The 13,264-nt window shown below is 43.4% G+C and carries 13 protein-coding genes; 8 read left to right on the top strand and 5 right to left on the bottom strand.

Annotated elements, in window-relative coordinates; genetic code table 11:
* Nucleotides 1–91 precede the first annotated feature (91 nt).
* Together AC3E9V_RS00920 and AC3E9V_RS00915 are read right to left on the bottom strand one after the other, a co-directional pair.
* Nucleotides 92–685: a YqaA family protein gene (locus AC3E9V_RS00920; protein WP_488751299.1), complete on the bottom strand. Its 594-nt coding sequence runs from the start codon at nt 683–685 to the stop codon at nt 92–94.
* A gap of 118 nt (nt 686–803) precedes the next feature.
* Complete coding sequence (locus AC3E9V_RS00915) at nt 804–1,445, bottom strand: hypothetical protein (protein WP_488751298.1); 642 nt, start codon at nt 1,443–1,445, stop codon at nt 804–806.
* Nucleotides 1,446–1,601: 156 nt separating this feature from the next.
* Between AC3E9V_RS00915 and AC3E9V_RS00910 the strand changes: the two genes are divergently transcribed.
* Nucleotides 1,602–1,823: a hypothetical protein gene (locus tag AC3E9V_RS00910; protein ID WP_488751297.1), complete on the top strand. Its 222-nt coding sequence runs from the start codon at nt 1,602–1,604 to the stop codon at nt 1,821–1,823.
* Nucleotides 1,824–2,060: 237 nt separating this feature from the next.
* Here the strand turns inward: AC3E9V_RS00910 and AC3E9V_RS00905 are convergent, their stop codons facing one another.
* On the bottom strand, nt 2,061–2,267 hold the full coding sequence (locus AC3E9V_RS00905; protein ID WP_488751296.1) for a hypothetical protein: 207 nt from the start codon (nt 2,265–2,267) through the stop codon (nt 2,061–2,063).
* 4 nt (nt 2,268–2,271) lie between these two features.
* Between AC3E9V_RS00905 and AC3E9V_RS00900 the strand changes: the two genes are divergently transcribed.
* From AC3E9V_RS00900 to AC3E9V_RS00885, 4 genes are all read left to right on the top strand, one after another.
* Nucleotides 2,272–2,823 carry a hypothetical protein gene (locus AC3E9V_RS00900; protein WP_488751295.1) on the top strand — a complete coding sequence of 184 codons (552 nt, stop codon included), beginning with the start codon at nt 2,272–2,274 and terminating at the stop codon, nt 2,821–2,823.
* A 132-nt stretch (nt 2,824–2,955) separates the two neighbouring features.
* Nucleotides 2,956–4,659 (top strand): single-stranded-DNA-specific exonuclease RecJ, encoded by a 1,704-nt coding sequence (gene recJ / locus AC3E9V_RS00895; protein ID WP_488751294.1) that lies wholly within the window; start codon nt 2,956–2,958, stop codon nt 4,657–4,659.
* 21 nt (nt 4,660–4,680) lie between these two features.
* Nucleotides 4,681–5,418: an LPS export ABC transporter ATP-binding protein gene (gene lptB, locus AC3E9V_RS00890; protein WP_488751293.1), complete on the top strand. Its 738-nt coding sequence runs from the start codon at nt 4,681–4,683 to the stop codon at nt 5,416–5,418.
* Nucleotides 5,419–6,948, top strand: coding sequence for a GH3 auxin-responsive promoter family protein (locus AC3E9V_RS00885; protein ID WP_488751292.1), 1,530 nt, complete (start codon nt 5,419–5,421; stop codon nt 6,946–6,948).
* Between the two features lie 23 nt (nt 6,949–6,971).
* Here the strand turns inward: AC3E9V_RS00885 and AC3E9V_RS00880 are convergent, their stop codons facing one another.
* Together AC3E9V_RS00880 and AC3E9V_RS00875 are read right to left on the bottom strand one after the other, a co-directional pair.
* Nucleotides 6,972–8,018, bottom strand: a complete 1,047-nt coding sequence (locus tag AC3E9V_RS00880) for an RluA family pseudouridine synthase (protein WP_488751291.1) — start codon at nt 8,016–8,018, stop codon at nt 6,972–6,974.
* Between the two features lies 1 nt (nt 8,019).
* Nucleotides 8,020–8,952, bottom strand: coding sequence for a fatty acid desaturase (locus AC3E9V_RS00875; RefSeq protein ID WP_488751290.1), 933 nt, complete (start codon nt 8,950–8,952; stop codon nt 8,020–8,022).
* Nucleotides 8,953–9,003: 51 nt separating this feature from the next.
* On the opposite strand from AC3E9V_RS00875, the gene AC3E9V_RS00870 reads away from it, so the two are divergent.
* From AC3E9V_RS00870 to AC3E9V_RS00860, 3 genes are read left to right on the top strand one after another with little or no spacing between them, the layout of a single operon-like run.
* Nucleotides 9,004–9,909, top strand: coding sequence for a 1-aminocyclopropane-1-carboxylate deaminase/D-cysteine desulfhydrase (locus tag AC3E9V_RS00870; RefSeq protein WP_488751289.1), 906 nt, complete (start codon nt 9,004–9,006; stop codon nt 9,907–9,909).
* Between the two features lie 24 nt (nt 9,910–9,933).
* Entirely contained in the window at nt 9,934–11,535 is a 1,602-nt protein-coding gene (locus AC3E9V_RS00865) for a hypothetical protein (protein ID WP_488751288.1), read from the top strand.
* Complete coding sequence (locus AC3E9V_RS00860; RefSeq protein ID WP_488751287.1) at nt 11,535–13,052, top strand: DUF5723 family protein; 1,518 nt, start codon at nt 11,535–11,537, stop codon at nt 13,050–13,052. The genes AC3E9V_RS00865 and AC3E9V_RS00860 overlap by 1 nt, the downstream gene beginning before the upstream one ends.
* Nucleotides 13,053–13,264 lie beyond the last annotated feature (212 nt).

The following is a 13,264-nucleotide window of genomic DNA, read 5'->3' as shown; positions in this document are numbered from 1 at the left end:
GCCATCACTAGTTGATGAAAACCCCTGTTTATAAAGCAAAAAGTTGAGTAATGGCATGAATAATTAGTTTACATTCTTTGCAACCCCCACACTAGTTCAGGATATTGGCCTCCCAGATAATAAATGCATAAGCACCAAACCGAATGAATCTGGTCAGGGAAAAGTACAAAAACCTTCTGTAAGGGTACTTGACTGCACCCGTAAGCATGCAGATCCCTGAAAACGGCAGAGGCGTTATGGCCGCAACTATGATAAGAAATCCACCAAAGCGGGTAAAATGTTTTTCGAATCGGCCTAAATAATTTCTCTGCAGTGTCCTGTAGAGCTGTGTAGTACTAAAGTGAGAGCCAAGGTAGTATCCGATCAATCCGGCACAATAGCTAATGACTGAAAGGCCCGCAACATTTAGTACATACTGAATAATCAGTTCATTGCGAAGTGCCCAGATCATAAAAAGCTCCGGGGGTATGATCCCAAAGATCACTTCTGAGCCAAAAAATATAGAGAATATCACTACAGGCTGATCATAGAGAGAACCCAAAACCTCCTTCATGGTAATATCATAATGAGACTTCAAATAAAAATACCCACCAACGATCACCCCAAGCCAGATCAAGCCTTTGATTAGGTTTCTTAAGAAAAATCGTGTACGATCTGATAAGACCTTTTGGTATTCAGGATCCATATGGCGTTCTATGAAGTTAAGGCGTTAATTTCCATTCCCGGAAAACGTTTCCCGGAAAAACGTTTTACAAATTTTTTTGTTGAGGTTCGACAAAAATTTTGGGGCAAAAATAAGCGTTTCAATCTTCTTCCAAAGATTTTCCTTGTGATCGGGAATTTTCTGGTTTGATGACGCCCTTATCGTATCTAACTTCCCAGTATGGATCCTGAAGCTCGGTATATCGGCCATGAAATTGTGTCAGCATAATTTTCACAGCATAATTGAGCCGATTGACCGCATCACGGTAGTAGTCCAGCCGGTTTTGAGGGTGGTAAATAAAAAATTTCAGGATCGGGAAAACTTTTTTTCTTAAATCCCCGAGCACCTTTTTTACATCAGGATCCTTTTTTTGCAAAGCAGTCACCGCTCCCCCGGTATGTTTGGTTACTCCTGCCAGGAGCTGAGAGTAAACCGGATAAGTTCTGCCCTGGATCTGCTCATAGTTTTGAATGGTTTCTTCACAAAAGGCCTGCAAAATTCGTAAACCCGGCAAGCTCATGCCTGCGTCCGTAAACACATCAGGCTGCCAGAGAATCTCGCGAAAGGTAAAAATGGATGGCAACAACTCAGTATCATAATCCGAATCTGAACGAATGGCCAGCAAAACATCCTGAGAGATATCTGTTACCTCCAGGTTTCCGGCTACCAAACTGTAAGACCAGCCGTCCTCCTGACCTATCAGCTCTGAAAAATTCCAGATTTCACTTAGAGGGATCTTCATGGTCCCGACAATTTATTCAAATCCCACCAACAAATAAAACTGTCCCCTTTTTAGGGGTTAACACTGTTTTTATTTACATAATAAATAGATAACTGCCTGTACGCAGCTTTTTTTATGCTAAAATAGTATGCTTGCAGAATAAATTTTCCTTTGGATATGATATATAAAGCATCGCCAATATTTTATGAGGGAAACAAAATCGTGAGATTATCCGATTTACCAGGAAACCAGGCGCATCTTTTTTCCGGATGGCTAAATGTGGGAAGCTATGTGACACTGGGTGAGCGTAATGATTATGATTGTGTGCGGTACGAAGATTATGAGTTTTGGTACCAAAATCACTTCATGACAGAAACCGACCTGGACGAAATCATTTAACACTCTATTTGTATCCCGTAGATCCCCACACTTGAATTGGACTTCTGAGTGCCTATTTGGGTATAAATACATTTCCTCATCTACTGTGGTAAAAATCAGGACTTTATGAAATACCTGAAGTCATTATCTCCCTTTGTGCATCCTGTTTTTGTGAATAATAATTCTTTACACGACGGTACCCATTTTAAAAAACTCTGAAACTTTAGACGCTTTTCTCAATAATTTTTCATTTTTTTGTCACGTCTCTGAATTGTCGAGATAAAATGAAACCCGCCTATATGAATTACCTGCCTGATAATTTTTCCTCATCTCATTCAGAAAAATCTGGTTCCAGGTATTTTCAGGCTGGTCTTCTTTTTCAATTCCAAATAAGTTTCCAACTAAAGCAAGAATTGCACTTAATACTTTAAATATTTCTATCAATTTTTTCCACTTAATCAACATACAAATGAAAAAGTTAACAATCTGTTTAATGGTTATATTATTTGCTGCGGGAGCATCTGCACAGGACAAACCTATGAGAGTAGGGCTCAAATTTGGAGTTCCGATGATCGTTGGGCTCAATGCAGAATACGTAACACCTGCAGTAGGTGGCAGACTGGCACCAAGTGCAGACCTGTCTTATTTTTCTATCTCTTTGGGAGAAGCTGAAACTTCATTTTCTTACGTTGAAATAGGAAGTAACATTTATTTTAAGGACACCGGAAAAGGTTTTTATGGAAACCTTAGTTACGGTAGAATTGGCCTGAAAGCAAGCTACAGTGACCCTGATGCTGGAGATGGCGAGGGCAAAATAGGAATCAACCTGGTGAACCTCAAACTAGGAGCAAAGCTGGGGAACAGTTTCTACTTCCGACCTGAGCTTGGATATGCTCTTGGAGTAGGAGGCACCAGCAAAGTCAAAGTTGAGTATGCCGACGGTACTACCCAAGAAGAAGAGGTGCCAGGACTTGTTGGCGGTGGGTTTATTATAAACCTGGGCTTTGGATTCGCATTCTAAAATTTTAGTATTCTAACTGAAGTATTAACGCAATGCATGTAAACTGGTGGAAGCTGTAAGTCTGAAGGACTTTTTCAGATTATTTCGACAGGTTCCACCGGTTACTTCCTCCAAATTTTATAATTTCATCGGATGGAAAAGAGATGGGTACTTCACAACTCTGTAACCGATGATCAATTAGAAAAACTGGCTTCTTCCCTCAACATCAGGAAAGGGCTGGCTCAGCTCCTTTTTTGGCGGGGCATCACTACTTTCGATGCTGCTAAAACCTTCTTTCGCCCTTCCTTAGACCATTTACATGACCCCTTCCTGATGAAAGGAATGGACCGGGCGGTAAACCGACTTTCTGAAGCCATCTCACATGATGAAAATATTCTTGTCTATGGAGACTATGACGTGGATGGTACTACCTCCGTATCCATGATGTTCGGATTTCTGTCCCGATACTCATCTAAGGTGAAATATTACATCCCGGACAGATATACAGAGGGCTATGGTATATCTGCTAAAGGAATTGAATGGGCCAAAGACCATAAAATTGATCTGATAATCAGCCTGGATTGTGGTATCCGAGCGGTTGACAAAGCTGCGCTGGCTAAGGAATACGGCATGGACCTCATCATCTGTGATCACCACCTCCCGGGAGAGGAGTTGCCGGATGCTTATGCCATACTGGATCCCAAGCAGCCAGGCGATACGTATCCGTACAAGGAGCTCTCAGGTTGTGGAGTTGGGTTCAAGCTCCTGCAAGGATTCTGTATCCAAAACACAATCCCTCTGAATGAACTGTTCAACTTCCTGGACCTGGTGGCAGTCAGTATCGCCTCAGACATTGTGCCTATAACCGGTGAAAACAGGGCGCTCGCTTTTTATGGCCTGAAGAAGCTAAACCAAAACCCCTGCCCGGGGCTGAAAGCGCTTATCCATATCAGTGGTCTGAAAGGGCAAATAGATGTTTCTGGTATCGTATTTTACATAGGGCCGAGGATCAATGCTACCGGCCGTCTGACCCATGCGCATGAATCTGTAAAGCTGCTTATTGCCCAAAACGAAGAAGAAACTGAGAAATATGCGGACATCCTGAATAACGCAAACGCAGAAAGACGCACCTTTGATCAGGACATCACAGCTGAAGCCCTGGAGATGGTCGAGGCTGATGAGGCGCTGGCCGTGGCAAAAAGCACTGTTCTGTTTAAAAACGACTGGCACAAAGGGGTGATTGGCATAGTAGCTTCACGGTGCATAGAGCAATATTACAGGCCTACTATTATCCTGACAGAGTCAGAAAACAAAGCCACAGGCAGCGCGCGAAGTGTTGATGGGTTTGATATCCATGAGGCCATCTCAGCGTGCAGTGACTTACTGGAGCAGTTCGGAGGACATACCCATGCAGCCGGCCTGACACTGGCCATCGATAAGGTTCCTGCTTTCCAAAAGCGCTTTGAAGAGGTGGTATCAAATACCATTTCTCATGAGCTCCTCTCGCCTAAGCTCGAAGTGGACCTGGAAGTGGACCTCAGCTTTGTGAATTACAAAACTTATGGTATCATCAAACAAATGGCGCCATTTGGACCACAAAACCCCAAACCTGTACTTGTTTCGAAAAATTTACGTTTAAGAAAAGAGCCTAACATTATCAAAGATCAGCACCTGAAGCTTTTTGTTTATCAGGACGGACACAAGATGAACCATGAGGCCATTGGTTTTGGTCTTGCAGACAAAGCTGAACACCTGATCTCCGGTAAACCTTTTCAGATGGCTTATCAGATTGAAGAAAATGAATATCTGGGCAACAAAAGCCTGCAGTTGAACATTAAGGATATTAAAATAGATTAATATCTTGCACGGTCAAACATTATGGAGTTAAGAGCGGATCATTTAATAAAAAAATATAAAAAGCGAAGAGTTGTTAATGACATCTCTGTCTCTGTAAACCAGGGAGAGATCGTAGGTCTTCTCGGCCCGAATGGAGCTGGAAAAACAACTACTTTTTATATGATTGTCGGGTTGATCAAGCCCAATGAGGGAGACATCTACCTGGACGATGATAACATCACAGACCTGGCAATGTACCGAAGGGCCAAAAAAGGCATCGGATATCTTGCCCAAGAGGCATCTGTCTTCAGAAAATTGTCAGTAGAAGACAACCTTATGGCTGTGCTGGAAATGTCAAAGCTTTCCAAAGCAGAGCAAAAAGACAAAATGGAATCACTGCTGGAAGAGTTTAGCCTGACGCATGTACGAAAAAACAAAGGCATGGTCCTGTCCGGTGGAGAGCGCAGACGTACAGAAATCGCCAGGGCGCTGGCTGTAGACCCTAAATTTGTGCTTCTGGATGAGCCTTTTGCAGGAGTTGACCCTATCGCTGTGGAAGAGATACAGTCAATAGTAGCCCAGTTGAAAGACAAAAATATCGGTATATTAATAACAGACCACAACGTGGATGAGACCCTTTCCATCACAGACAGAGCTTATCTGATGTTTGAGGGTAATCTTCTGAAAGCTGGCACCCCTGAAGAGCTGGCAGAAGATGAGCAGGTACGTAGAGTGTACCTGGGTAAAAACTTTGAGTTGAGGCGTAAGAGAAATGAATAGATGGAAATTATAAACTCCATATTAACCTGGGTCATGAAGAAACGGATTCATGACATTGAGCTTTTCCTGAAATACCCCATCGATGTTCAACGCGAACTACTTGACGGGCTGGTGAATCGTGCTGCTAAAACTGAGTATGGAAAGAAGTACGACTTTGCCTCCATCAGAAATTTTGACCAGTTTAAAGAACGAGTCCCGATCGTCTCATACGAGGATATTTTTCCCTATATCGAACGGCTTATGAAAGGTGAGCAAAATCTGCTATGGCCTTCAGAGATTAAGTGGTTTGCCAAATCATCAGGTACTACCAACGCCCGAAGTAAATTTATTCCTGTATCCAATGAAGCATTAGAGGACTGCCATTACAAGGGTGGGAAAGATTTGCTTTCCATCTATGTCAATAATTACCCGGAAACGAAGATGTTTACCGGAAAAAATCTGGTAATTGGCGGCAGTCAGCAGGTCAATCAGTTTGATCAGAATGCCAAATCTTACTACGGCGATGTGTCAGCGGTATTATTGAAAAACCTGCCTTTTTGGGCACAGATGGTTCGCACACCATCGCTTGACATTGCTCTCATGGAGGAATGGGAGGAGAAAATAGAAAAAATAGCTCGCCAGACAGCCGGGGAAAATGTAACCTCCATTTCAGGAGTTCCCACATGGACAGTCGTTCTGCTTGAGCGCATACTAGAGTTAAAAAAGGCCAGCAATATCAAAGAAGTCTGGCCAAACCTGGAGGTGTTCGTTCACGGAGCAGTCTCCTTCACGCCTTACGAGAGGCTTTTCAAAACACTGATTCCTTCTGACACCATGAATTACATGGAAACCTACAATGCATCAGAAGGCTTCTTCGGTATACAGGACCAAAAAGATTCCAAAGAGATGCTCTTAATGCTGGACTATGGGATTTTTTATGAGTTTATTCCCATGGAAGAATGGGATAACGAAAATCCGCACACCATAGGACTTGAAGATGTAGAACCTGGCAAAAACTATGCAATCATCATTTCTACAAATGCGGGACTTTGGCGGTATAAGATCGGAGATACAGTCAGGTTTACTTCACTGGACCCTTTCCGTATCAAAATATCCGGCCGTACCAAGCATTTTATTAATGCATTTGGCGAAGAGTTGATCATTGAAAATGCAGAAGATGCCATTGCCTGCGCCTGTGAACAAACACAGTCTGAAATAGAAAACTTTACAGCAGGCCCAAGATACTTGGATACCAGGCAAAAGGGAGGACATGAATGGGTCATAGAATTTGACCGTCCACCGGAAAACCTTCAGCAATTTACGAAGATCCTGGATGCCAGGCTACGGGAGCTAAACTCTGATTATGATGCAAAAAGACAAAAAGACATGGCCCTGGAGCTTCCGGTTATTCACCAGGTAGAAAAAGGCACCTTTTACAACTGGATGAAGAAAAGAGGAAAGCTGGGTGGGCAAAACAAAGTGCCCCGCCTATCCAATAACCGGGAATACCTGGACGATCTCCTGGAAATGATTTCTAACCCTATCGTTTGATGAATTGTAGACTTGATTAAGTCTCAACTTTGGTCAGGATCGTGGTGGTTTACATATCCCTCCCATTTCTGCAGAGTTGCTGAAAAATCCTCCGGCAATTCCGAATCAAACTGCATTTTCTCTTTTGTGACCGGGTGTATGAATCCCAGCGTTTTGGCATGGAGCGCCTGCCTGGGTATTATTTTGAAACAGTTCTGAACAAACTGTTTGTATTTCGTAAAAACAGTGCCTTTCAGTACCTGATCTCCTCCGTACAAAGCATCGTTGAATAACGGATGCCCAAGCCACTTCATGTGAGCCCTGATCTGGTGTGTACGGCCGGTCTCCAGATTGCATTTGATCAAAGAAACGTATCTCAGATCCTGTAGCAACTGATAATGGGTGATCGCCTCTTTGCCAAAATCCCCTTCCGGGAAAGCTACTGTTACGCGTCGGTCTTTGAGGCTTCTCCCCACATTTACATGAATAGTACCGTAAGTCTCCTCCGGCACACCCCATACCAAAGCATAATAAGTACGCTCGATGCTATGGTCAAAAAACTGCCTGGCCAGTCCGTTCATGGCTGCCTCCGTTTTTGCTATCACCAACAAACCGGAGGTGTCCTTGTCAATACGATGTACCAGACCCGGCCGACCTTCATTGCCCTCCATTTCAGGAAGGTTTTTAAAGTGAAAAGCAAGTGCGTTCACCAGTGTACCTGACCAGTTTTGATAGGCAGGATGCACCACCATCCCTGCAGGCTTATTTACGATGAGCAAATGCGCATCCTCAAACACAATGTCCAAAGGAATATCCTCAGGGAGGACCTCATCATCCCGGGGAGGCTCGGGAAGATACACATGAATAGAATCTCCGGGATGTACTTTATAGTTTGGCTTGACCTGATCTTCATTGACTTTGATCAGACCTTCCTTAATTCCCATTTGTAACTTATTACGGGTCACATTGGGGAGGCGGTCCATCAGAAACTTATCTATTCGCAGCAACTCCTGCTTAGGATCTACCTGAATATGGTAATGTTCAAACAGCTCTTCCTCTCCCTGACCATCATTTTCCTCAGCAGGGTTCATGCTAGACATTACGTTTTACGCGTGAAAAAAGTGAAACTGTACTGCTGGTGATGAAATCTACCATCACTTTGCTCCAACTGTTATACGAATGCAGGTGATCATAGTGCTTGTTAGCGATTTTGTTTAACTCCGGTAGCCGAGAGCCCGGAATGTTGGGAAAATCATGGTGCTCATTGTGATAGCCTACATTAAAAGCTACTTTATTCCATGGACCATAATAAGAATACGTTTCCTGTCCTTCCACAAATACAAAGTGCTCAGAAACAAAATGACCAGACATAGGGTGCAAACCACCTGCTATAAATATGGACAGCAACAGGTAAAGGATGCCATACCAACCGGCCAAAAAATAAAATCCAACCATAAAACCTACTTGCAGCACAAAGTTGATGATCATCCATTTTGTAGGCTTGATCGGGTGCACTATCATGGGTCTGATGGCATAAAACAGGATTTGGTTGACCATCCATATAAATTTTCCCAGAAACCCTTTGAAAAGCATGGCTTCCTGCTCCGTGGGAATATCCGTATCCACCCCTGCTTTACCCTGATGCCAGTGATGCTCCAGGTGGTACACTTTAAACGCCATGGCAAATGGAAACACAAGCGGAAAATTGACGATCATGGCCAGCCAGTTATTCATACTTTTATTTTTAAAAGCCAGGTCATGACTCAACTCATGGATTGCTAAAAAGAGGACCTGGGCCAGTGTCGCTCCTACTACAAAAAGCAGCAATACAAATAGCAGCGGATTTTCGGGCAGAAAAAATATGGGGATAACCAGCTGGAGCGCCGTTACAAAAAGTACCTTAAACTTGAGGTACGCGTCGATACCAAACAACTTCTTTACTTCCGGAAATTCCTTCATTATTTCCTTTCTCCGCTTAAAATGAGGCTCTCTCTCCTTATCCCACTTAAATGAATCTGTACTCATTCCGTCTTAAGATTTGTTCCTGGAATTGCAAAAATACCTATTTTCACTCATATGGCACGACTGCCCTCACCCATAGAAAAAATTGATGACCCATTGTTTAGAGACAAGGGGATCCAGGCTTTTATCAAGCGGGATGACCTCATTCACCCATACATTATGGGCAATAAATGGCGAAAACTGAAATACAACCTGCAGTACGCAAAGGAGGCAGGTTTCAAAGGAATTTTGACATTCGGTGGCGCTTTTTCCAATCACATTGCAGCTACGGCTGCAGCTTGTAATGAACATGGGCTAAAAAGCGTGGGGATTATCAGAGGGGATGAGCTCAACCCCTCCAGCAATGTAACGCTTCGGTTTGCCTCAAAACAGGGAATGGATTTGCAGTTTGTCAGCAGGAAAGCGTTTCGAGAAATGAGAGGCAACCTGGCTGATCACCAGAGAAGCCATGCAGACTATTATGTATTGCCGGAAGGAGGGACTAATGAACTGGCGATTAAAGGATGTGCTGAAATCATTATGGAGCTTCGCGAATTCTATGATTATGTCATCACTCCGGTGGGTACCGGAGGCACAATGGCCGGGTTACTAAAAGGCATGGAGGGGAAGGGAGAAGTGATCGGAATATCCGCCATTAAGGGAGAGTTTGTCAAAGCAGATTTTGAAGCTCTCACAAAAAAATACAAAATAAGCTCAGATAACTACCAGGTCTTCAGTGATTTCCATTTTGGAGGGTATGGTAGGGTAAATGATGACCTTATTCGTTTTATTAATCGAACAAGACAAAACATTGGTCTACTATTTGACCCGATATATACAGCAAAAATGTATTTTGCCGTTAGGGAACTGACAAAGAGGAATTTCTTTGTATCCGGGACAAAGATCTTAATTCTCCACACCGGAGGATTGCAGGGAATTGACGGCTACAATGAATTTCATGAAAAAAAGATCTTGATTTAATTCAAAATAACGAACTTTACCATTGTGAAGAAGTTTTTACCGCCATTTCTCTTCCTCCTGATTGTCATGGGTTGCAATTTCAACGACCTGGAATTTGACAACCTGGAACCTCCTGTTCTGGATGGAACCTTTGCTTTACCCATAGGTTATGTCAACTATACGATGCGTGAGCTCATCGACTCCATTGGAGATCAGGGACTGGATCTTGATGAAGACAGCACCTCGCTCCTGATGCTCACCTATAGGGATACTGCTACTTTCGGATCAGGCAACAGCCTCGTTGCAATAGATGACATTACCAATAATGGAACGATTTTTCTAGCTACCGAATCGAACAATACTTCTAATGACCTGGTAGTAGAATTTGATTCTATCTTCACTTTTACCTATCCCGCAGAAAATAATGAAGAAGTAGACTCCATCTTTTACCAAACGGGTACACTGTCATTGGATATCTCCAAGTCTTTCCCTTATGATCTGATCTACGATGTGACCATACAGAATACCAGAACCGAGACCACCGACATTCCTATCAATATAAGAGGCACATTGCCAACCGGTCAGGAGTCCGTGAATTCTTCGCAGGACTTGTCAGACTATATGACGGAGCTTTCTTACGAGAATGACCAAAACACATTTGAATTCGCTGTGACTCTTGATGTGGTTTTGCCTCCGGGAGAAACGATCTCAGCGTCTGATTTCGTCGTCTTCAACCTGTCCTATGAAAATCAAACATTTGACCTGCTGTTTGGAAGATTCGGGCAGGATACCGTAAACATTGGAAATCAGGTGATTAATGTAGACTTTTTCCGCGACCTGGGAGAGTCGGGATTAGAGTTTGGAGCGCCACAAATCACTTTTGATTTCGAAAACTCATTTGGGGTTCCTCTTGGAGTTTTATTTCAGGGCTTGTATGGTGTCAACGGCGATTCTCTCTCCGGTGATACTACCTATCTGCAGGGCTCTGTCACTCAGAGTCCCCAGGTTGTAGATGGTGCGGAGGTTGTTGGTGAATTTGCCGAATCGCAGATTGAAATAAATCGAGCAAACTCTACCATTCAGGAAATGCTTTCCGCCTCACCAAACCAAATTGGGTTTGACCTGTCAGCCATTTCAAACCCAAATGACCCGCAAAATTCCAATTTCATCCTTGATGAAAGTACTGTCACTACGTATATCGAGCTCTTTATGCCTCTGGAGATCTCCCTGAATAACCTCACCAGGGAATTTACCTTTAATATGGGCGATGGACTGGATTTTGATGAGGCTGACTCCCTTTCATTCCGTTTGGTTTCTGAAAACGGACTCCCATTTTCAGCCCTGCTGGAGTTTGATATAGTAAATGATTCTACCAGTGAGGTCACCTATCATGTTCCCAACACACTGGTGCTGGAAACTGCTTTTATCAACCCTACGGGAATCGTTTCTCAGCCCAGAAAAACAGTTGCTGATATCCCCATAGGAAAAGAAGGAGTAGAGGCTATCAACGCCGGTGGCAATTTGGTATTAAGATTTACTTTAAACACTCCGGGAAATACATCAGGAGATACATTTATAAAAGTACTGGCAGACTATAGCCTGGATATACATTTATCTGTAGTCGGTAAATTAAATTATCAGCCTTAGTGAAGAGACTAGCCTTACATAGCGTGTTAATGCTGAGTTTTGCCTTGTCAGCAAGAGCTCAGAACAGCCTGTCCTTTTATCACCTGGGCAACTCTACCTTTCAAAACAGTTTTTACAATCCGGCAATGATACCTGAAGGTAAAGTATTTGTCGGGTTGCCAGCGCTATCCGGAGTACACCTCAACTTCAACAATAAATTCAGCTACAGCGATGTTATTGTGAAAGGAGAGTTGCAGAATCAAATCGATTTAAGGCTGCTTCTAAGCAACCTTCAGAAAAATAACATGGTGAGTGCAACGGCAGGTATTAACTTATTCCATTTCGCAATTACCACTCAAAAAAATTTAAACTTCTCCATTTTCGCCAATGAGCGGATTGAAGCAGATGTTCTTTACCCAAAAAGCTTAATCCAGTTTGCAGTGGAAGGAAACCTGGCGCTCGAAGGGCAGGAGCTCACCATCTCAAAAACCAAAATGTCAGTCAATCATTTCAGGGAATATGGAATCGGTTTTGCTGCACCGGTCAGCAACCTGCCGATGACTGTGGGAATTCGTGCAAAATATTTACAAGGCTTTTTGAATGGTAGCACTGCACAAAATTTTAAAGCAACCCTGACTACCAACCCGGTGGATTATGCTCTTGAGCTGAATATGCAAAATGCGGTTTTAAGGACTGCCGGCTTTGACATTATGCAGGGAAATGAAGGCAATCTGGGTAGCTACCTGATCAGCAACAACAATCGTGGGGCTGCAATAGACCTGGGGCTGAACTGGGAGCTAGATAAGGTCAATACTTTTTCACTATCAATCACTGACCTGGGCTTTATCTCCTGGCAGGACAACATCAACAACTACACCCTGGGTGATACTACGTTCTCATACTCAGGCATTAGCCTGAAGGACCCAAATAACCTGGAGGAGACCATCAAAGATTCCCTGCTGAGGAAATTTGAAAATAAACTGACGGAAACAGCCGATCCGTACACCAGCATGATCACACCAAAAGTATTTGGAAGCTGGTCTTACCAGACCCCGACAGGAGGAGACATCATTGCTTCATTGGGCACCCGGTACATTCAAGGCCAGTTTAAGCTTCTGGCAGGGGCCGGATACAGACATTCTTTCGGAAATTTCTTCACCGGATCAGTAAATGTCACCAAACTACCTCAGCAGTTTCTTAACCTTGGTGCGGCATTTGCAGTCAAGGGCGGTCCGGCACAGCTTTACCTGGCTGTAGACCAACTGGTTAATTATGATGTTACAAAATTTCAAGCTATAGATGTACGATTGGGCATCAATTTCATTTTCGGATCAAAAAATGAAAAGGGCCCGGAATCGCCATTTGCCAACAATGAACCTACAACCAAACAGAATAAAGGGGGCAATGTATCCACCTCAAGTTTTCTGGGAAACAAGGTGAGAGCCAAAGGAAGAAGCGGAATATATACCATCATCAACCGGCAGAAAAGAAGGGATCCTAAAGAATATAAGAGCGAGCCTGATGGTCAGGAGGATTAGCCCATCTTGTGGGTGTCTGACAGTTTTGCAAAATTACTATCGTATTTCAAGGTCAGGGTTTTAGCCAGACCGGTCTAACTAAAGTCCGACCTTGCGGGCTCCTTTTAAAAGCGGTCAGCAAGTAATCTGATGGCCTCTTTGACAATCTGATACGAGTGAAAAGTAATCTGATACAAGCTGCAACCCGTCTGATGGTTAAACAAAATGATCTG

It is taken from the genome of Marinoscillum sp. HNIBRBA16962 (assembly GCF_057801515.1).
The sequence above is the reverse complement of the archived record's forward strand: the minus strand, read 5'-3'. Positions and strand labels throughout refer to the sequence as shown.